The organism is Cellulomonas sp. NTE-D12 (assembly GCF_027923705.1).
Lineage (GTDB): Bacteria > Actinomycetota > Actinomycetes > Actinomycetales > Cellulomonadaceae > Cellulomonas.
The window spans coordinates 1,530,601-1,550,599 of sequence record NZ_AP026442.1 but is presented as its reverse complement, the minus strand read 5'-3'; the positions used below and the strand labels follow the sequence as shown (position 1 = coordinate 1,550,599).

The window sequence follows — 19,999 nt, the reverse complement described above, 5'->3', positions numbered from 1 at the left end:
CCGATCAGCTGCCCGGACGCTCCGCCGGCTGGTCGCCGCCGCGGCGCTGCGCCGCCCTGGTCCGGGAGGTCCAGTCCCGCATGCGCTGCGGATACCCCGTTCGCTGCACGTCGTACACCGGGATACCGAGCTCCCGGGCGATCGCGCCCGCCGCACGAGCGTCCGGGACGCGCCGCCGGGTCCACTCACCGTCCGTCGCCACGAGCATCACGGTGCTCGGGGTCACGTGGGTCGCCGGCTCGACGTACGCCTCGACGCCGACCCGGGTCGCGACGAACTCGCGCAGGTAGGCCACCGTCGCCTCGCGCGCCTTGCGGTCGGTGGGCGCCGTCGCAGGTCCCGTGCCGCGCGCCGGGCGAGATCGACGGAACCAGGCCATGCGGCGAGCGTAACGGCGCAACGCGCGCACTTCGGGCGTTCCCGGTGGTAGAAACACATGGGACGAATGTCTCAGGGATCACACCAGCACGGGTCCGACGCCGGTTCGATCACCAGGGTCGGTGATGACAAGATGGACGTTGGACCTAGATCCCTTGTCAACCGAGGAGCAAGCCTGTGGCCGACACCCACGCTTTCGACATCGTCGTCCTAGGCGCAGGGAGTGGCGGCTACGCCGCTGCCCTGCGCGCTGCGGAGCTCGGCAAGAGCGTGGCGCTCGTCGAGGCGGACAAGGTCGGCGGCACGTGCCTGCACCGCGGCTGCATCCCCACCAAGGCGCTGCTGCACGCAGCCGAGGTCGCGGACGAGGCGCGTGACGGGGCGCACGTCGGCGTGCACGCGACGCTCGAGCGCATCGACATGGGCGAGGTCAACCAGTACAAGGACGGCGTGATCTCCCGCCTGTACAAGGGCCTGCAGGGCCTGGTGTCCTCGCGCAAGATCGAGGTGGTGCAGGGCTGGGGCACGCTGACCGGTCCGAACACCGTCCAGGTCGGCGACCGCACGCTCACCGGTGAGAACATCGTCCTCGCCTCGGGCTCCTACGCCCGCTCGCTGCCGGGGCTGGAGATCGGCGGCCGGGTGATCACCTCCGACCAGGCGCTGCAGCTCGACTGGATCCCGAAGAGCGCGATCATCCTGGGCGGCGGCGTCATCGGCTCGGAGTTCGCCAGCGTGTGGAAGTCGTTCGGTGCGGACGTGACGATCATCGAGGCACTGCCGCACCTTGTGCCCAACGAGGACGAGGCCGTCTGCAAGGCGTTCGAGCGCGCCTTCCGCAAGCGCGGGATCAACTTCTCCGTCGGCGTCCGGTTCGCCGGCGTGACGCAGAACGACGACGGCGTTCACGTGTGGCTCGAGGACGGCAAGACGTTCGACGCCGAGGTGCTGCTGGTGGCCGTGGGCCGTGGACCGGCTACCTCCGGCCTCGGCTACGAGGAGCAGGGCGTGCGGGTGGACCGCGGCTTCGTCCTCACCGACGAGCGGCTGCACACCGGGGTGGCGAACATCTACGCCGTCGGCGACATCGTTCCCGGGCTGCAGCTGGCGCACCGCGGGTTCGCCCAAGGCATCTTCGTCGCCGAGGAGATCGCCGGGCTCAACCCCGCGCCGATCGTCGAGTCGGGCATCCCCCGCGTCACCTACTCCAACCCCGAGGTGGCCTCCGTCGGCGTCAACGAGGCGAAGGCGCGCGAGCTCTACGGCGCCGACAACGTCGTGACGCTCGAGTACAACCTGGGCGGCAACGGCAAGAGCCAGATCCTCGGGACCCAGGGATTCGTCAAGCTGGTCCGGAAGGTCGACGGCCCGGTGGTCGGCGTCCACATGATCGGGGCCCGCGTCGGTGAGCTGGTCGGAGAGGCCCAGCTGATCGTCAACTGGGAGGCCTACCCGGAGGACGTCGCCTCCCTGGTGCACGCCCACCCGACGCAGGACGAGGCCATCGGCGAGGCGTTCCTCGCGCTGGCCGGCAAGCCGCTGCACGCGCACAACTGAGCAGAGTCGAAGGAGACCGGAGTCGTCATGTCCCAGAACGTGCAGCTTCCCGCACTCGGTGAGTCGGTCACCGAGGGCACCGTCACCCGCTGGCTGAAGAACGTCGGCGACCGCGTCGAGGTCGACGAGCCCCTGCTCGAGATCTCCACCGACAAGGTGGACACCGAGATCCCGTCGCCGTTCGCCGGCGTCGTGGAGCAGATCCTCGTCCCGGAGGACGAGACGGCCCAGGTCGGCGCCGTCCTCGCCGTGATCGGCGACGGCACCGGGTCGGCCCCCGCACCGAGCGGCGACGCCGGTCAGGGCGCCACGCCGGCGCCGGCCGAGGAGCCCGCCGCGGAGCAGCCGACGGCACCGGAGCCGCCGCAGCAGCCGGCCGAGCAGCACGAGGAGTCGGCGCCTGCCGGCAACCCCGAGCCGACCCCGGCGCCGGCGGCCGAGGAGGCTCCGTCGACCGGTGGTCCGGGCCAGGAGGTGCGGCTGCCGGCGCTCGGCGAGTCCGTCACCGAGGGCACCGTCACGCGGTGGCTCAAGCAGGTCGGCGACTCCGTCGAGGTGGACGAGCCGCTGCTGGAGATCTCCACCGACAAGGTGGACACCGAGGTCCCGTCGCCGTTCGCTGGCACCGTCCAGCAGATCCTGGTCCAGGAGGACGAGACGGCACAGGTCGGCGCGGTCCTCGCGGTGATCGGCAGCGGTGCGGGTGCGCCTGCATCCGCCCCCGCAGGCCCCGAGGGTGCGCAGGCGCCCGCAGCCGCACCTGTCGCCGCCGCACCCGAGCCCTCGGCCCCGGCACCCGCACCTGCTCCGAGTGCCGCGCCCGCTCCGAGTGCCGCACCGGTCCCGAGTGCTGCGCCCGCGCAGACCCCGGCACCGGTCCCGGCTGCGCCGGCTCCCGCCGTCAGCGCCCCCGCGGTGGAGCAGACGGCGTCCGGCGCCTACCTGACACCGCTGGTGCGCAAGCTCGCCGCCGAGAAGGGCGTCGACACGGCAGCACTGCGTGGCACCGGGGTCGGAGGTCGCATCCGCAAGGAGGACGTCCTGGAGGCCGCGGCCCGTGCCGAGGCGGAGCGTGCGGAGGCAGCGCGGCGTGCCGCGGAGCAGGCCGCCGCACCAGCCGCAGCGCCGGTCGCTGCAGCAGCGGCGCCCACCCCCGCGGCGGCGGCGACGGTCCCGGCCGTCTCGCCGCTGCGCGGCACCACCGAGAAGGCGAGCCGGCTGCGGCAGATCATCGCCGAGCGGATGGTCGAGGCGCTGCACACGCAGGCGCAGCTGACCACGGTCGTGGAGGTCGACGTCACCAAGGTGGCCCGGCTGCGCGCACGAGCCAGGGACTCGTTCAAGGCGCGCGAAGGCGTCAACCTGACGTTCCTGCCGTTCTTCGTCCTGGCCGCCGTCGAGGCGCTGAAGGCCTACCCGAAGGTCAACGGGGTACTCGAGGGCAACCAGATCACTTACCACGGCAGCGAGAACGTCGGCATCGCCGTGGACACCGAGCGTGGGCTCGTCGTGCCGGTGATCCGTGACGCCGGTGACCTGAACCTCGCCGGCGTGGCGCGCAAGATCGCCGACCTCGCGGGTCGCACCCGGGCGAACAAGGTCGGCCCGGACGAGCTGAGCGGCGCTACCTTCACGGTGACGAACACCGGTTCCGGCGGTGCCGTCATCGACACGCCGATCGTCCCCGGCGGCACGTCGGCCATCCTCGGCACCGGCGCGATCGTCAAGCGCCCTGTCGTCGTCGCAGGCGAGGACGGCGCGGATGTCATCGCCATCCGCTCGATGTGCTACCTGTGCCTGTCGTACGACCACCGGCTGGTCGACGGCGCGGACGCGTCGCGCTACCTGATGGCGATCAAGCGCCGCATCGAGGAGGCCGCGTTCGAGTCCGAGGTGGGGCTGTAGGCACCGACGGACGAGGAAGGAGCAAGGCGTGCGCGTCGTCGTCGCCGGTTCGCACGGGCTGATCGGCAGCGCCCTGCTCCCCCACCTCGTGGACTCGGGCCACGAGGTGCTCCGCCTGGTCCGCGGACGTCCCACCGGCCCCGACGAGCTGCCGTGGGACCCGGACGGCGGCCGTCTCGACCCGGCGCTGCTGCGCGGCGTCGACGCGGTGGTGAACCTGGCCGGCGTCAACGTCGGCAGCCGACCGCTGACCACGGCTCGGAAGCGTCAGGTGATCGGCTCGCGGCTGCGCACCACCGGCCTGATCTCCGCGACGCTGGCCGCGAATCCGGACACGCCGCGGATCCTGCTGCAGGCATCGGGGATCGGCGCCTACGGCGACCGCGGTGACGACGTGCTCAGCGAGGCCGAGCCGTTCGGCAGCACCTTCTTCGCCGAGGTGGTGCGACGTTGGGAGGCGGCGACGCAGCCCGCGACGGACGCAGGCGTGCGGGTCGTCCACCTGCGGACCGGCATCGTCCTCAGCCCGAAGGGCGGGGCGCTCGAGCGGCTGCTCCCCCTCATCCGGTGGGGGCTGGGCGGCCCGCTCGGTTCCGGACGGCAGTTCTGGGCCTGGATCACGCTGCTCGACGAGGTCCGGGCGATCACCCACCTGCTGAGCAGCGACGTCTCCGGGCCGGCCAACCTGGTCGCGGAGCCGGCACGCAACCGCGACGTGGTGGCCGCCCTCGCGGCGGAGTGGCACCGGCCCGCGGTCGTGCGCGCGCCGGCGTGGGCCCTGCGGCTGGTCCTCGGCGACTTCGCCCCCGAGGTCCTGGGTTCGGTGCGCGCTGTCCCGACGGCTCTCGCGGCGTCGGGCTTCCTGCCGGAGCACCCGGACATCGCCACGGCCGCCTCGTGGCTCAGGGCGCAGCTCCCGGCTGGCTGACGGACCACACCCGCCACCCGGCGGCCGTCCACCGGAGGTGGAGCAGCACGGTTCGGGGTGCCGCCGCGGCGGCGGTGCTCCGTCGTCCGTCTGCACTCACGACCACGTAGCCGGACGTCGCCGAGCTGACCGACACGTCGGCCTCGTCCCGCGTCGGCGTCCCGGTCACCGAGGCGGAGTCGACGCGCGCGCTGAGCCCCTCGGCACCGCCCGCACCCAGCGATGCGATCACCTCGGAGTCGGCACGCGCCGCCGGGCCGTCCGTCACCGCGACATCCGCAACCCGGTCGGCCGACCCCGATCGCAGCACGTCGGCCCTGCGCCGGGTCAGCTCCGCTGCCGCCCCGGCAGGGTCGCTACGGTCCAGCAAGGGCTCGCGGGCCGTCGAGGTATCCGCCGTCGGGGGGTCCGCAAGGCCGTGCCGGCCGATCCCGACGGCGACGACCAGCAGCACGCCGGCGGCGACTGCGACGCTGGCTCGGCGCCACGCGGACCGCGCGGCGGGCCGTCGACGTCGGGCAGTTCGCGTGGTGCCCGACTGGCTCGGCAACGGTCGGCGCTCCGTCCCTGCCGACACCGGGAACGGACGCCGCACCCCTGCGACCAGGGAGGCACCCGCCAGCGCCGCGGCGTCCGGCAGCCGCACGGCCTCGGGCTCCGCGGTGGCGAAGCACCGTGCCACGACCTCGTCCGCCGAGCACCCGCCGGCCAGCAGCTGGTCGAGTACCGGTCGAAGCCGCGGGACGGACGCGGGCCCCGCGAGCAGGGCACCGTCCTCCTCGGGCATCACGCCGACGACCGTCGAGAGCAGCCGTGGCAGGTCGTCCCCAGGCAGCGCGGTGCCCACCAGGCCCGGCCGCGGTGCGACGAGCACGGGCCGACCGTCCGGCTGGACCACGACGTTGTCCGCCTCCACGGCACCGTGCGCCAGACCGACGGTGCCGAGCGCCGACAGCGCCTGGCACAAGGGAACGAGCAGCGTCACGCACTCCCCGTCCGTCATCGGGGCGCGCGCACGCCGGATCGCACCGAGGCTGACCCCGACGACGTGGTCGACGAGCACGCCCGTACGGCCGGGATCGATCGGTGTCACGGCCCGCACCTGGCCAAGGTGCGGGTGCTCGAGCTCGGCGAACCGGTCGACGCGGTCGACCAGCCGCTCGTCGACGGCCGCCATCAGGACCAGGAGCTCGAACGCCGGCGACTCGTCCTCCGGTCGCCGCGCCAGCCACCCGCCGGCTGTGCCCGTCCCGCCCGTCGCGAGCAGTCCGAGTGTGGTCAGGGCACGGTCGACGTCGATCGGGGGCAGGTCCGGCACGCCGACATGAAAGCGGAGCGCCGACCGGGACGGAGCCGTCCGTCCACAGGGTTCGGCCTCAGGCGAGCGGCACGGCCCGGTGCTCGCGCGCCGACACGAGGGCGGCATCCAGCACCCGTGCGGTGCGGACGGCGTCCCACGGGTCGACCGGCGGAGGGCCTCCGTCCGTCACCCAACGGACCACGTCCCGGTACAGGTCCGCATGACCACCGGGCGCCCGCGGGACCGGTGTCCGCTCGTCACCGCGCACCAGCCAGCCCTCGAAGCCGGGGCGACCGACGGACAGGTCGAGCAGCTCGAACGGCGTCGGCTCTCCCTCGTAGTGCGTCACGAGGTACGCAGCCTCGTCACCGAGCACCCGGGTACGTGGGCCAGGTGCACCGACGAGGCTGCCGGCCTGCAGGTGGCTGATGACCGAGTGCCCATCGGCGTCCGGGGCGTGCGTGAGCGCCAGGAAGACGTCGTCGAACGCGGGCGTGGTCAGCGTGCGGAGCTCCGCCGTCACGGACACCGCGGGACCGAACAGCTGGATCGCGGAGTCCACCAGGTGCGCACCGAGGTCCAGCAGCAGACCACCCGCCTGGACGTCCTGCTCCTTCCAGCGGTGCTGGGGCTGCGGCCGGAACCGTTCCCACCGACGCTCGAACCTGTGCACGCGGCCCAGCTCTCCGGACGCCAGCACCGCGCGCAGCGTCAGCTGCTCGGGGTCCCACCGTCGGTTCTGGAAGACGGTCAGCCGACCGCCCACCTCGTTGGCCAGCCGCACCAGCTCCGCCGCCTCGTGCTCCCTCGGTGCGAGCGGCTTGTCCACCAGGACGGGCAGCCGCGCCTGCAGCAGCGGCGCGACGCTGCTGACGTGATCGCCCGTCGGGCTCGCGACGACGACCAGGTCGAGCTCGGCGGCGTGCTGCAGGAGGGAGGCCACGTCCGGGACCACGCGAGCACCCGGCCAGTCGGCGTGCACCTGCTCCGCGCGTCCGCGGGTCACCACGCACGTCACCCGCTGCCCGAGCTCCCGCAGCAGACGCCCGTGGATGCCCCGACCTGAGCCGCCGTAACCGACCAGACCGACCCGCAAGGACTCCATCCGCCCAGCCTACGGGGACCCGCGCACGGTCCGACCTGTGGCGCGGGTTAGCCTGCCGGCATGCGGTTCGAACCCCTGGACCTCGGCGGCGCCCTCTCCCCCTACGTCCCGACGTGGGACCTGCAGCGCCAGGTGCACGCCCGCGTGGCCGACGGGGAGCAGGAGGACACGGTCCTCCTGGTCGAGCACGAGCCGGTGTACACCGCCGGCAAGCGCACCGCCACGGCTGACCGGCCGGTCGACGGGACCCCGGTGGTCGACGTCGACCGCGGCGGCCGCATCACGTGGCACGGCCCCGGTCAGCTCACCGGCTACCCGATCGTCCGACTGGCGGAGCCGGTCGACGTGGTCGCGTACGTCCGTGCGTTGGAGGAGGCGCTCATCCGCACCTGTGCGGACCTCGGTCTCACCGCGGTGCGGGTGGAGGGGCGCAGCGGCGTGTGGTTCCCGGCCGATCCGGCCGCTACGCCGTCGGCTCGGCGCGAGCGGAAGGTCGCAGCGATCGGGGTCCGGGTCGCCCGCGGGGTGACGATGCACGGCTTCGCGCTGAACTGCTGCTGCGACCTGCACCAGTTCGACCGGATCGTGCCGTGCGGCATCGCGGACGCCGACGTGACCAGCCTCTCGGCCGAGGCCGGCCGCACCGTGACGATCGACGAGGTGACCCCCCTGGTAGGCCGTCACCTCGTCACCGCGCTCGAGCCGCTCCTCGCGGCGCCGGCTCTCGCGCGGGGGTAGATCGTCGCCTGGTGCGACCGCCTCGGCCCGGAGGTCCGCTCCGGACCACCGGTCGACGCCGCCTCAGAAGGCGCCGTTGTCGTCGTCCCGCCGCAGCGCCCGCAGCTCCTCGTCGATGCCCAGCGCCCAGTCGCGGACCTCGTCCAGGTCGCGGTAGTCGCCCGGCTGGGCGTGCACCAGCGCGACGAGCGCGCGCTCGGAGATGTTCAGCTCGGCGCGTTCGAGGCGGCCCGCGAACATCCGCACACCACGGGCGCCGACGGCCTTGGCCACCTCCGTCACGTCGTCCGGGACCACCGGGGCCGTCGCCGGCTCTCCGACAGGGCCGGACCAGAACAGCCACACGGGTCGCTCCCGCAGCTGCCCGGCGCGCCGGTCGACGAGGTCCCGCACACCGAGCGCGAGACGCCCGACGTAGACGGCAGAGCCCAGCACCGCGGCGTCGTACCCGGTGACGTCCTCGACCTCGTCCGGACCGATCTCCGCGACGTCGTGGCCCGCGTCGCGCAGCACCGCGGCGACCACCTGGCCCATCTCCCGCGTACCGCCGTGGCGCGACGACACCGACACCAAGACGCGCATGCGTGCCTCCTTCCGGGCGATCCCCCCGCTCGGCCTCCCCTGACGCCGCGCCCAACCTCCCCAGCGTGTCGTGAGGTGGTGCGGGGTGCGCGGGACCCAGGTCCCTGCGACGGGTCCGGGCCGCGGACCGCGCGAAAGCACGGCCGAGGCCGGCGTTAGTCTGACCTTCGTGACGATCGCACCCGAGGGACGCCGGATGCTGCGGGTCGAGGCCCGGAACGCAGAGACGCCGATCGAGCGCAAACCCGAGTGGATCCGCACCCGCGCGACGATGGGCCCGCAGTACGACGAGCTGAAGCACCTGGTCCGCCGCGAGGGCCTCCACACGGTGTGCGAGGAGGCCGGCTGCCCCAACATCTTCGAGTGCTGGGAGGACCGCGAGGCGACCTTCCTCATCGGGGGGGGCACGTGCACCCGGCGATGCGACTTCTGCCAGATCGACTCTGGCAGGCCGGAGCCGTTCGACGCCGACGAGCCGCGCCGGGTGGCCGAGTCCGTCCAGGCGATGGGCCTGAAGTACGCCACGGTGACGGGCGTCGCCCGCGACGACCTGCCGGACGGCGGTGCGTGGCTGTACGCCGAGACCGTGCGCCGCATCCGTGCGGTCAACCCCGGCACCGGCGTCGAGCTGCTGATCCCGGACTTCGACGCCCGTCCCGAGCGGCTCGCCGAGGTGTTCGGCTCGGGCCCGCAGGTGCTCGCGCACAACCTGGAGACGGTGCCGCGGATCTTCAAGACGATCCGACCCGGCTTCCGCTACGAGCGGTCGCTGTCCGTGCTCACCGCGGCGCGTGAGGCCGGGCTGGTCACCAAGTCCAACCTGATCCTGGGCATGGGCGAGACGACGGACGAGGTGCGGGAGGCCCTGGTCGCCCTGCACGAGGCCGGGTGCGACCTGATCACGATCACCCAGTACCTGCGGCCGTCGGTGCGGCACCACCCGGTGGACCGGTGGGTACGGCCCGAGGAGTTCGTCGAGCTGTCCGACGAGGCGCGCCGGATCGGGTTCGCCGGCGTGATGGCCGGCCCGCTGGTGCGCTCGTCGTACCGGGCGGGGCGCCTGTGGGCCCAAGCCCTGGCGCGGCGCGGCGCGGCCGTCCCGGCCGGCCTCGAGCACCTGGCGGAGCCCATGACGGCACGCCAGGAGGCGGCCTCGGTGCTCGCCCGCACCGCCGGTCGCTGACCCTCCCCGCTGCGCAGAAGGCCGTTCGGCCGTCGGTAGACTCGCGTCCCATGGCCCGCGCGAGCACACCGCCGTCACGCCCTGCCAAGGGCGCCGCCGGCACCACCGACACCGCCCCCAAGAAGGTCCGCTGGTACACCCAGGTCTGGACCGCCTACCAGATGACCCGGAAGCACGACCCGGCGATCACCTGGTTGATCCTCGCGGTGTTCTTCGGCATCGTCGCGATCGGCCTCGTGGTCGGCCTGCTCGTGCACGCCCTGGTCTACATGCTCGTGCTCAGCATCCCGTTCGCGGCGCTCGGCGCCATGTTCGTGCTGGCGAGGCGCGCGGAGACGGCTGCCTACACCCAGATCGAAGGTCAGCCCGGTGCGTCGCGCGCCGCCCTCGGCACGATCCGCAAGGGCTGGACCTTCACCGAGGAGCCCGTGGCGGTGGACCCCCGCACGCAGGACCTCGTGTTCCGCGGCCTCGGGCGAGCCGGTGTCGTGCTGGTCAGCGAGGGACCGGCGAGCCGAGCCGGCAAGCTGCTCGAGCAGGAGCGGAAGCGGACCGCGCGGGTGATCTCGGGTGCCCCCATCACCGTCCTGCAGATGGGCGACGAGCCCGGCCAGGTGCCGCTGCGCAAGCTGCCCCGCGCGGTGCAGAAGCTGCGTCCCCAGCTCACCAAGGCGGAGGTCGCCGAGGTGAGCAAGCGGCTCACGGCACTGGGCGGGATGCGCCTCCCGATGCCGAAGGGCATCGACCCGACCCGCATGCGCCCCGACCGGCGCGGCCTGCGCGGGCGCTGACCGACCGGCTCAGCGCCGGACGATCACCGTTCCCGCCGCGCGGTCGTGCAGGCCTCGGCCGTCGCCGTCCTGCACGACCGCGGGGATCACGAGGAGCAGCAGGACGGTGCGCACGGCGGCCCGCAGGAGCCCTGGTGCGCGACCGAGGTCGGGGCCGCTGCCTGACTGGGCCGGACCGTCGGCGTCCCGTCCCGGCCCGACGACGGGCGCTGTCCTGATGCGCAGGTTGCACAGCCGGTGCCCGAGGGTGTGGCCGACCGTGCCGACCAGGAGCAGGTTCTCCAGCGCGAAGATGCCGAGCGTCGCCATGGGGTCGCCGCGCACCAGGGAGAAGGCCGCGGACTGCGAGCCGGGGAACAACGCCCCCGAGATCAGCAGGCAGGCGAGCCAGTCCACGGCCAGCGCGAGCGCCCGGCGGCCGGTGCGTGCCGGCGATCCCGGACCGGACACGGGCAGTCCGAGCCTGGTGCCGGCACCGGCCCCCGCAACCGCGTCGCCCTCGAGCCACGAGCCCATGTCCTCACGTCGCACCACGCCGCCAGCCTAGGAGAAAGGTCCCGGACGACCGTCCGACTCGTCGCACGGCGGTCACACCGGGCGCCGTCACGTAACACCGCCGAAACAGACGTGGCACCGGCGCGTCATCACGTGCGCCTAGCCTCTGCGCAGGCCCGAGCACACGGGCTGGACTCAACCGAGGAGCAGCGGATGTTCAGCAAGCCAGAGGAAGTCCTGGCGTTCATCAAGAGCGAGGACGTCAAGTTCGTCGACGTCCGGTTCTGTGACCTGCCCGGCGTCATGCAGCACTTCAACGTCCCCGCGGCCTCCGTCGACGACGACTTCTTCGTCAACGGTCAGATGTTCGACGGTTCGTCGATCCGCGGCTTCCAGGCGATCCACGAGTCGGACATGAAGCTGATCCCGGACGTGACGACGGCCTACGTCGACCCGTTCCGCGTGGAGAAGACGCTGAACATCAACATGTCCATCGTCGACCCCTACACGGACGAGCCCTACAGCCGCGACCCGCGCCAGATCGCCGCCAAGGCGGAGGCGTACCTGCGCTCGACCGGCATCGCGGACACCGCGTTCTTCGCACCGGAGGCGGAGTTCTACATCTTCGACTCCGTGCGCTTCCAGACGCGCCAGGACGCCGGGTTCTACTTCATCGACTCCATCGAGGCGGCGTGGAACAGCGGCCGCGAGGAGGAGGGTGGCAACCTCGGGCACAAGACGCCCTACAAGGGCGGCTACTTCCCCGTCGCGCCGGTGGACCAGTTCGGCGACATCCGCGACGAGATCTCGCTGCTGCTCGACGAGCTCGGGCTGCAGGTCGAGCGCGCGCACCACGAGGTCGGCACCGCGGGCCAGGCGGAGATCAACTACCGCTTCGACACGCTGGCCAAGTCGGCCGACAAGGTGCAGCTGTTCAAGTACGTGGTGAAGAACGTCGCGCACCAGAACGGGCGCACCGCCACCTTCATGCCGAAGCCGCTGTTCGGCGACAACGGCTCGGGCATGCACGTGCACCAGTCGCTGTGGAAGGACGGCGAGCCGCTGTTCTTCGACGAGAAGGGCTACGGCGGCCTGTCCGACCTCGCCCGCTGGTACATCGGCGGCCTGCTGAAGCACGCGCCGTCGCTGCTGGCCTTCACCAACCCGACGGTGAACAGCTACCACCGCCTGGTGCCGGGCTTCGAGGCTCCTGTCAACCTGGTGTACTCGGCCCGCAACCGGTCCGCATGCATCCGCATCCCGGTCACCGGCTCGAGCCCCAAGGCCAAGCGCATCGAGTTCCGTGTGCCGGACCCGTCGAGCAACCCGTACCTCGCCTTCTCGGCGATGCTGATGGCGGGCCTGGACGGCATCCAGAACCGGATCGAGCCGCCGGAGCCGGTCGACAAGGACCTGTACGAGCTGCCCCCGGAGGAGCACGCCCTCATCCAGCAGGTGCCCGGCTCGCTCCCCGAGGTGCTCGACAACCTCGAGGCGGACCACGACTGGCTCACCGCCGGCAACGTGTTCACCCCGGACCTGATCGAGACCTGGATCGACTACAAGCGCTCCGCCGAGGTCGACCCGATCCGGCTGCGGCCGCACCCGCACGAGTTCGAGCTCTACTACGACGTCTGATCGTCAGGGGCCGCGGCTGCTCCCGTGAGCCCCTGACCAGCGGTACCGCCGGCCCGGTCACCCTCGTGGTGCCCGGGCCGGCGTGCGTCCGGCCGGCGACCGCGCACGCCACAGGACGCGCCGGGATCGACCGATGCCGGCCAGCACGCAGACACGGCGGCCGGCATCGTCGCCGGCGTGACCCGACCGCCGGCCCGAGCGGTCAGCCGTAGAAGACGCGCTCGACGACCGCCCGGGCCCGGCGGGCGGTGCGCAGGTACTCCTCCTCGAGCGTCGCGCCCGAGCCGGCGGGGTACCCCATCACGCGGGCGACGCCGGACAGCGCGGTGTGGTCGTGCGGCAGCACGTCCGTGTGCGGGCCGTCGGTGCGTCCGGACCACAGCACGTTCGCGTCGCGCAGCCGGGAGGCGAGCTCCCACGCTGCCGCGAGCACCGCGCGGTCCTCCTCGGCCAGCAGACCGGCGCCGGTCGCGGCCGTGAGCGCCTCGAGCGTCGACGTGGTCCGCAAACCCTCGACCTGGTGTGCGTGCTGCAGCTGGAACAGCTGGGCGGTCCACTCGACGTCGCTGATCCCGCCCCGCCCGAGCTTGAGGTGCCGGGCCGGGCTGACGCCGCGCGGCAGCCGCTCCGCCTCCACCCGCGCCTTGATGCGCCGGACCTCGCGCACCGCCACCGGGTCCAGACCCCCGGCGGGGTACCGCACGCGGTCGATCAGGGCGCGGAACCGCCCGGCGAGCTCGACGTCGCCCGCGACCGGTCGCGCACGGAGCAGTGCCTGCGCCTCCCACGTCGCGGACCAGCGGCCGTAGTACTCCGCATAGGAGTCGAGCGTGCGGACCAGCGGGCCGTTGCGACCCTCGGGGCGCAGGTCGGCGTCCACCGCGAGCGCCGGTTCGGGGCCGACGTCGCCGAGCAGGGCGCGCAGCTGGGTGGCGACCGTGGTGGCGAACTCCTGGGCGAGCGTCGCGTCCGCGCCGGGCAGCGGGTCGTGCACGAACAGCACGTCGGCGTCCGACGAGTAGCCCATCTCCCGCCCGCCGAGGCGACCCATGGCGACCACGAGCATCCGCGTCGGGTCCGCGTCCAGGCCGCGCTCGGCACGCGCCTCCCACCGGCTGACCCGCAGGGCGCCCGCCAGCACGGCGTCGGCCGCCACCGTGAGGCTGTGCGACGCCCTGATCCCCGTGGTCACGCCGAGCACATCGGCCGTCGCGGTGCGTGCGAGCTCCCGACGGCGGAGGGCCCGCAGAGCCGTGGCGGCCGCCACCCGCTGGTCCGACCGCGTGAGGATGGCGTCCGCCTCCGCCGCGAGGCGCTGGGCGTCGCGCGGCTCCAGCTCGGCGTCGTCGTCCAGCCAGACGACCGACTCGGGTGACCGCGTCAACGCGTCGGCGACGTAGCGGGACGTCGAGAGCACGCGAGCCAGCCGCTCGGCCGCCGTGCCGGAGTCGCGCAGCAGCTTGAGGAACCAGTGGGTGCTGCCGAGCTCGTCCGACAGCCGCCGGAACGCGAGCAGGCCCCCGTCCGGGTCCGGCCCCGCGGCGAACCACCCGAGCATCACGGGCAGCAGCTGGCGCTGGATGGCGGCCCGTCGGGACAGCCCCTCGCTGAGGGCGGCGATGTGCCGCAGGGCGCCGCCGGGGTCCCGGTAGCCGATCGCCTCCAGCCGGTGCCGCGCCGCCTCCGGCGCCAGGGTGACGTCCGCCTCGGACAGCCGCGCGGTGGCGGGGAGCAACGGCCGGTAGAACAGCTCCTCGTGCAGGCGCCGCACGTCGCGACGCACGGACCGCCACCGCTCGAGGAGACCCTCGGCCCCCTCGGTGCGCATACCGACCGAGCGCGCCAGACGGCGTAGGTCCGGCTCGGTCTGCGGGAGCAGGTGGGTCCGCTGCATCCGCCACATCTGCACGCGGTGCTCGAGGACCCGCAGGAACCGGTAGCAGGTCGCCAGCTGCGCGGCGTGCTCGCGCCCGACGTACCCGCCCGCCGCCAGGGCCGCCAGCGCGGTCAGCGTGCTGCCGCTGCGGATCGACTCGTCGGCGCGACCGTGCACCAGCTGCAGCAGCTGGACGGTGAACTCGACGTCGCGCAGACCCCCGACACCCAGCTTGATCTGGCGGTCCGCCTCTGCGGCGGGCACGTGGCGCTCCACCCGGCGCCGCATCGCCTGCGCGTCCTCGACGAAGTTCTCCCGCCGCACGGCGGCCCACACCATCGGCTGCGTCATCTCGACGTACGCGCGCCCCAGCTCGACGTCCCCCGCGACCGGCCGTGCCTTCAGCAGCGCCTGGAACTCCCAGGTGCGGGCCCACCGCTCGTAGTAGGCGCGGTGGCTGGCCAGGGTCCTGACCAGTGGCCCGTCCTTGCCCTCGGGGCGGAGCGCGGCGTCGACCGCCCACAGTGCGGGTTCTCCCGAGGGCGTCGAGCACGCCCGTGCGAGTCCCGCGGCAAGCCGCGCACCGACCGCGATCGCCTCGTCCTCGGCCGTGCCCTCCGCCGGCTCGACGACGTACACCACGTCGACGTCGGAGATGTAGTTGAGCTCTCGGCCGCCGCCCTTGCCCATGCCGATGACGGCCAGCCGCACGCCAGGCGCTCCGTCCGGGTACTCCGCCCGTGCCAGTGCGAGACCGGCCTCGAGGGCGGCGCCGGCGAGGTCGGCGAGCGCGGCCGCCACCGCAGGCAACCGGCTCTGCGGGTCAGGGCTGGTGACGTCGGCCGCGGCGATGCCGAGGAGGTGCCGGCGGTAGGCCCGTCGCATCGCGTCGACGCCCGGCGCACCGGCCAGGCCGGCGACCGGGACCGCGGCGGACGGGTCCGCCTCCACCGCGCGCAGCAGGTCGGCGCGGACGGAGCTCGCATCGACGTCGACGCCCGGAGCGTCGTCGAGCACGACACGCAGGCTCTCCGGCCGCGCGACAACGACGTCACCCAGCGCCGCCGACGCGCCGGCCAGAGAGAGCAGGCGCTCACGCGCCGGGCCGGCCTCCATCACGGCGGCGACCAGGGCCTCCGTCAGGTCCGGGTGCGGAGCGACCGCACCGGCCACCTTCGCGAGGGTCAGGAGCGCCTGGTCCGGGTCCGCAACCGCACCCAGCAGCTCCGGCAGGTCGTCGGGCGCCTGCGGCCACACGGCGAGCAGCGCCCGGTCCGTCAGCAGCCGCTCGCCTCGTGGCACGTCGGCAACGCCCGCCCGGGACAGCCGGGCGGCGAGGGACGCGCCCCGGCCGTGCGTGGTGCCGACGGTCATCGGTCAGACCAGGGGCAGGAACCGCTGCAGCTCGAACGGCGTGACCTGCGCGCGGTACTCGCGCCACTCCTCGCGCTTGTTGCGCAGGAAGTAGTCGAAGACGTGCTCCCCCAGCGCCTCGGCGACCAGCTCGGACCGCTCCATCACCTCGATGGCCGCCTCGAGCGACGTCGGCAGCGGTTCGATGCCGAGCGCACGCCGCTCCGCATCGGTCAGCTCCCAGACGTCGTCCTCGGCACCCTCCGGCAGCTCGTAGCCGTCCTCGATGCCCTTGAGCCCGGCGGCGAGCAGCACCGCGAACGCCAGGTACGGGTTCGCCGCCGAGTCGACCGCCCGGTACTCCACCCGGCTCGAGTTGCCCTTGCCCGGCTTGTACAGCGGCACCCGCACGAGCGCGGACCGGTTGTTGTGGCCCCAGCAGATGTAGCTCGGCGCCTCGGCGCCGCCCCACAGCCGCTTGTAGGAGTTGACGAACTGGTTGGTCACCGCGGTGATCTCCGCGGCGTGCCGCAGCAGTCCGGCGATGAAGGACCGGCCGATCTTGGAGAGCTCGAGGTCGGCGCCCGCCTCGTGGAACGCGTTCTTGTCGCCCTGGAACAGGGACAGGTGCGTGTGCATCCCCGACCCGGGCGCCGCGAACAGCGGCTTCGGCATGAAGGACGCGAACACCCCCTGCTCGAGGGCCACCTCCTTGACCACCGTGCGGAAGGTCATGATGTTGTCCGCAGTGGTCAGCGCGTCCGCGTAGCGCAGGTCGATCTCGTTCTGGCCCGGGCCGGCCTCGTGGTGGGAGAACTCCACCGAGATGCCCATGGACTCGAGCATCGTGATCGCGGCCCGGCGGAAGTCGTGGGCGGTACCGCGTGGGACGTGGTCGAAGTAGCCGCCCTGGTCGACGGGCACGAGCGTCTGCGCCGGGTCGGCGGGCGCCTCGAACAGGTAGAACTCGACCTCAGGGTGCGTGTAGAAGGTGAACCCCTTGTCGCTGGCGCGGTCCAGCGCGCGCTTGAGCACCTGGCGGCTGTCCGCGAGCGACGGCGCGCCGTCCGGGGTGAGCAGGTCGCAGAACATCCGGGCGGTGCCGTGCCGCTCACCGCGCCACGGCAGCACCTGGAACGTCGACGGGTCCGGGCGGGCGATCATGTCCGCCTCGTAGACCCGGGTCAGGCCCTCGATCGCGGAGCCGTCGAACCCGATGCCCTCCGCGAACGCCTGCTCCAGCTCGGCCGGCGCCACCGCGACGGACTTGAGGATGCCGAGCACGTCCGTGAACCACAGCCGGACGAACCGGATGTCCCGCTCCTCGACCGTCCGGAGCACGAATTCCTGCTGCCTGTCCATGGGGCACATCCTTCCCTATGACCAGGCGTGCGGCCGCCCCCGGCACGTCGGCGCGGCGGTCGCCGTCCGGACCCCTCGATAGGCTCCCGGCCATGGCACGACCTCGGATCGCCCTGGCCCAGATCGACACGTGCGTCGGGGACGTCGACGGGAACGTCGAGGCGGTGCTCGCCTGGTCCCGCCGTGCTGCCGAGGCGGGTGCCCACCTGGTCGTCTTCCCGGAGATGACCCTGACCGGTTACCCGATCGAGGACCTCGCGCTGCGGGCCTCCTTCCGACGCGGGGCCCAGGCGGGGCTCGAACGTCTCGCCTCCCGGCTCGTCGAGGAGGGTCTGGGTGAGCTGACCGTGGTGGTCGGCACCGTGGGCGAGCGGCGGCTCGGGCCACGCAACGACGCCCAGGCGGATGCCGCCGCGCGGGCCGCGGTCCGGGCCACCAACCGGGCGGTGGTGCTGCGGGGCGGCGCGGTGGTGGCTCGCTACGACAAGCACCACCTGCCGGACTACGGCGTGTTCGACGAGAGCCGGATCTTCACCCCGGGGCACGAGGTGTGCGTGCTGGACGTCCTGGACCGACGTGTCGCCGTGGTGATCTGCGAGGACATCTGGCAGGACGGCGGACCCGTGACGGCCCTCGCGGACGAGGACCTCTCCCTGCTCCTCGTGCTGAACGCCTCCCCGTACGAGGAGGGCAAGGGGCACGTCCGCACGGCGCTGGCTGCCCGTCGCGCGCACGAGGTCGGGGCGCCGGTCGCCTACGTCAACCTCGTCGCCGGCCAGGACGACCTGGTGTTCGACGGCGGCTCGTTCGTGGTCGGGCGCGACGGGCAGGTGCTGGCCTACGCACCGCAGTTCGTGGAGCACCTGCTCCTCTGGGATCTGGCGGAGGACGACGAGCCCGAGGTGCCGGGCCCATCCGCGGTCCCCCTGACCGCGGACGAGGAGGTGTACCGGGCGCTCGTGCTGGGGCTGGCGGACTACGTCCGCAAGAACGGCTTCCGCTCCGTGGTGCTCGGGATGTCCGGTGGCATCGACTCGGCGCTGTGCGCCGCCATCGCGGCCGACGCGATCGGCGGGGAGCACGTCGTCGGCGTCTCGATGCCCTCGGTGTACTCCAGCGGGCACTCCAAGGACGACGCCGCGGACCTCGCGCAGCGGATCGGTGCCGACTACCGGGTGCAGCCGATCGCGCCGATGGTGGATGCCTTCCAGGGGCAGCTGCACCTCGAGGGGCTCGCCGAGGAGAACCTGCAGGCCCGGGTCCGCGGCGTCACGCTGATGGCCCTCTCCAACGCCGAGGGCCACCTGGTGCTCGCCACGGGCAACAAGACCGAGCTGGCCGTCGGCTACTCGACGATCTACGGCGATGCGGTCGGCGGTTTCGCCCCGCTGAAGGACGTGGACAAGTCGCGCGTCTGGGCCCTCGCCCGCTGGCGCAACCACGCCGCGCTCGACGGCGTGTTCCGGCCCGACGAGGTGCCGCCGATCCCCGAGTCGTCGATCACCAAGCCGCCGTCGGCGGAGCTGCGCCCGGGACAGGTCGACCAGGACTCGCTGCCCCCGTACGACCTGCTGGACACGGTGCTCGACGCCTACGTCGAGAACGCCGAGGGGCGGGCCGAGCTCCTCGCTCGTGGTTTCGCACCGGAGGTGGTGGACAAGGTGCTGCAGCTGACCGACAGAGCCGAGTGGAAGCGCCGGCAGTACCCGCTCGGTCCCAAGGTGACCGCGCTGGCTTTCGGCCGCGACCGCCGCCTGCCCGTCACCACCCGTTGGCGCGAGCTGTGAACGCCCCGCCGCGCGTGCGGGTCCAGCACCTCCAGGCCGCCAAGGACCGCGGCGAGCGGCTGGTGATGCTCACCGCCTACGACGCCGTCACGGCGCGCATCTTCGACGAGGCGGGCGTCGACCTGCTGCTGGTCGGCGACTCGATCGGCAACACCATGCACGGGTACGCCAGCACGTTGCCGGTCACGCTCGACGAGATGGTGGTCGCGGGCCGAGCCGTCGCCGGCGCGGTCCGCCGCGCCTTCGTCGTCGTCGACCTGCCGTTCGGCACCTACGAGGCAGGCCCCGCCCAAGCCCTCGCCGCCGGCGTCCGCGTCCTCAAGGAGACCGGTGCCGCCGCGGTGAAGCTCGAGGGCGGCCGCCGCGTCGCACCCCAGATCCGGGCGCTGACGGACGCCGGCATCCCGGTCGTGGCGCACCTGGGGTACACGCCGCAGTCCGAGAACCTGCTCGGCGGGCCGCGGGTGCAGGGCCGCGGTGACGACGGTGCCGACCGGCTCCGCGACGACGCCGTCGCGGTGGTGGACGCGGGCGCCGTCGCCGTGGTGCTCGAGATGGTGCCCGCCCCGGTGGCCGCGTCGGTCACCTCGATGCTGCGCGTGCCCACCATCGGCATCGGCGCCGGCGCCGGCTGCGACGGCCAGGTGCTGGTGTGGGTCGACATGGCGGGCATGACCGAATGGACGCCGCGGTTCGCCAAGCGCTACGGCGAGCTCGGTGCCGCCCTGGGTGCTGCTGCTCGCGCGTTCGCCGACGACGTCCGGGCGGGCGCCTTCCCGGACGCGGAGCACGAGTTCGGCGCCTGAGCGTCGGGGCCGTCAGCCGCGATCGGACCCGTCAGCTGCGATCGGCCTCGTCCTGCCGGTCCCACGCCTCGGTGCGCTCGTGCGCGGTCTGCAGGGCCCGGGCCGCTGCCTCGCGTGTCGGGTACGGGCCCATCAGCACGCTCCAGTCGCTGTGCCGTCCCTCCTCCACCTCGTGCGTCTGGGTGTTGAAGTAGAACTCGGTGGCCATGGCGGGC

The 19,999-nt window shown here is 73.2% G+C and carries 17 protein-coding genes; 9 read left to right on the top strand and 8 right to left on the bottom strand.

Features of this window, described 5'->3' with window-relative positions; all coding sequences use genetic code 11:
- Positions 1-4 precede the first annotated feature (4 nt).
- Positions 5-379 (bottom strand): oxidoreductase, encoded by a 375-nt coding sequence (locus tag QMF98_RS07165; protein WP_337975307.1) that lies wholly within the window; start codon positions 377-379, stop codon positions 5-7.
- Between the two features lie 176 nt (positions 380-555).
- Between QMF98_RS07165 and lpdA the strand changes: the two genes are divergently transcribed.
- The 3 genes from lpdA to QMF98_RS07150 are packed head-to-tail and all read left to right on the top strand — an operon-like array spanning position 556 to position 4,768.
- Positions 556-1,935: a dihydrolipoyl dehydrogenase gene (gene lpdA, locus QMF98_RS07160; protein WP_337975306.1), complete on the top strand. Its 1,380-nt coding sequence runs from the start codon at positions 556-558 to the stop codon at positions 1,933-1,935.
- A gap of 27 nt (positions 1,936-1,962) precedes the next feature.
- Entirely contained in the window at positions 1,963-3,840 is a 1,878-nt protein-coding gene (sucB, locus tag QMF98_RS07155) for a 2-oxoglutarate dehydrogenase, E2 component, dihydrolipoamide succinyltransferase (RefSeq protein ID WP_337975305.1), read from the top strand.
- A gap of 28 nt (positions 3,841-3,868) precedes the next feature.
- Positions 3,869-4,768 (top strand): TIGR01777 family oxidoreductase, encoded by a 900-nt coding sequence (locus QMF98_RS07150; RefSeq protein ID WP_337975304.1) that lies wholly within the window; start codon positions 3,869-3,871, stop codon positions 4,766-4,768.
- Here QMF98_RS07150 and QMF98_RS07145 read toward each other — a convergent pair.
- Both QMF98_RS07145 and QMF98_RS07140 read right to left on the bottom strand, forming a co-directional pair.
- Complete coding sequence (locus QMF98_RS07145; RefSeq protein WP_337975303.1) at positions 4,743-6,086, bottom strand: serine/threonine-protein kinase; 1,344 nt, start codon at positions 6,084-6,086, stop codon at positions 4,743-4,745. The two genes, QMF98_RS07150 and QMF98_RS07145, sit on opposite strands and share 26 nt — an antisense overlap.
- 58 nt (positions 6,087-6,144) lie before the next feature.
- The gene (locus tag QMF98_RS07140; protein WP_337975302.1) at positions 6,145-7,173 is read right to left on the bottom strand and encodes a Gfo/Idh/MocA family oxidoreductase; all 1,029 of its coding nucleotides are present in this window, start codon (positions 7,171-7,173) and stop codon (positions 6,145-6,147) included.
- 60 nt (positions 7,174-7,233) lie between these two features.
- Between QMF98_RS07140 and lipB the strand changes: the two genes are divergently transcribed.
- The gene (gene lipB / locus QMF98_RS07135; protein ID WP_337975301.1) at positions 7,234-7,911 is read left to right on the top strand and encodes a lipoyl(octanoyl) transferase LipB; all 678 of its coding nucleotides are present in this window, start codon (positions 7,234-7,236) and stop codon (positions 7,909-7,911) included.
- A 63-nt stretch (positions 7,912-7,974) separates the two neighbouring features.
- On the opposite strand, the gene QMF98_RS07130 is transcribed toward lipB, so the two are convergent.
- The gene (locus QMF98_RS07130) at positions 7,975-8,493 is read right to left on the bottom strand and encodes a flavodoxin domain-containing protein (RefSeq protein WP_337975300.1); all 519 of its coding nucleotides are present in this window, start codon (positions 8,491-8,493) and stop codon (positions 7,975-7,977) included.
- Between the two features lie 169 nt (positions 8,494-8,662).
- Here QMF98_RS07130 and lipA point away from each other — a divergent pair, with 169 nt between their 5' ends.
- Positions 8,663-9,676 carry a lipoyl synthase gene (lipA, locus tag QMF98_RS07125; RefSeq protein WP_337975299.1) on the top strand — a complete coding sequence of 338 codons (1,014 nt, stop codon included), beginning with the start codon at positions 8,663-8,665 and terminating at the stop codon, positions 9,674-9,676.
- 50 nt (positions 9,677-9,726) lie between these two features.
- On the top strand, positions 9,727-10,467 hold the full coding sequence (locus QMF98_RS07120; protein WP_337975298.1) for a DUF4191 domain-containing protein: 741 nt from the start codon (positions 9,727-9,729) through the stop codon (positions 10,465-10,467).
- A 9-nt stretch (positions 10,468-10,476) separates the two neighbouring features.
- Here QMF98_RS07120 and QMF98_RS07115 read toward each other — a convergent pair whose 3' ends face one another.
- Positions 10,477-11,001 (bottom strand): RDD family protein, encoded by a 525-nt coding sequence (locus tag QMF98_RS07115; protein WP_337975297.1) that lies wholly within the window; start codon positions 10,999-11,001, stop codon positions 10,477-10,479.
- Positions 11,002-11,175: 174 nt separating this feature from the next.
- On the opposite strand from QMF98_RS07115, the gene glnA reads away from it, so the two are divergent.
- A complete protein-coding gene (gene glnA, locus QMF98_RS07110; RefSeq protein WP_291762421.1) occupies positions 11,176-12,600 on the top strand; it encodes a type I glutamate--ammonia ligase in 1,425 nt (474 codons plus the stop codon).
- A gap of 202 nt (positions 12,601-12,802) precedes the next feature.
- Here glnA and QMF98_RS07105 read toward each other — a convergent pair whose 3' ends face one another.
- Together QMF98_RS07105 and QMF98_RS07100 are read right to left on the bottom strand one after the other, a co-directional pair.
- Positions 12,803-15,850, bottom strand: coding sequence for a bifunctional [glutamine synthetase] adenylyltransferase/[glutamine synthetase]-adenylyl-L-tyrosine phosphorylase (locus tag QMF98_RS07105; protein ID WP_337975296.1), 3,048 nt, complete (start codon positions 15,848-15,850; stop codon positions 12,803-12,805).
- A 3-nt stretch (positions 15,851-15,853) separates the two neighbouring features.
- A complete protein-coding gene (locus QMF98_RS07100; RefSeq protein WP_337975295.1) occupies positions 15,854-17,191 on the bottom strand; it encodes a glutamine synthetase family protein in 1,338 nt (445 codons plus the stop codon).
- A gap of 92 nt (positions 17,192-17,283) precedes the next feature.
- Here QMF98_RS07100 and QMF98_RS07095 point away from each other — a divergent pair, with 92 nt between their 5' ends.
- Positions 17,284-18,978, top strand: a complete 1,695-nt coding sequence (locus tag QMF98_RS07095) for an NAD+ synthase (RefSeq protein ID WP_337975294.1) — start codon at positions 17,284-17,286, stop codon at positions 18,976-18,978.
- Positions 18,975-19,784 carry a 3-methyl-2-oxobutanoate hydroxymethyltransferase gene (gene panB, locus QMF98_RS07090; RefSeq protein WP_337975293.1) on the top strand — a complete coding sequence of 270 codons (810 nt, stop codon included), beginning with the start codon at positions 18,975-18,977 and terminating at the stop codon, positions 19,782-19,784. The genes QMF98_RS07095 and panB overlap by 4 nt, the downstream gene beginning before the upstream one ends.
- Before the next feature lie 31 nt (positions 19,785-19,815).
- Here panB and QMF98_RS07085 read toward each other — a convergent pair whose 3' ends face one another.
- Positions 19,816-19,992: an SPOR domain-containing protein gene (locus QMF98_RS07085; protein ID WP_337975292.1), complete on the bottom strand. Its 177-nt coding sequence runs from the start codon at positions 19,990-19,992 to the stop codon at positions 19,816-19,818.
- Positions 19,993-19,999: the final 7 nt, after the last annotated feature.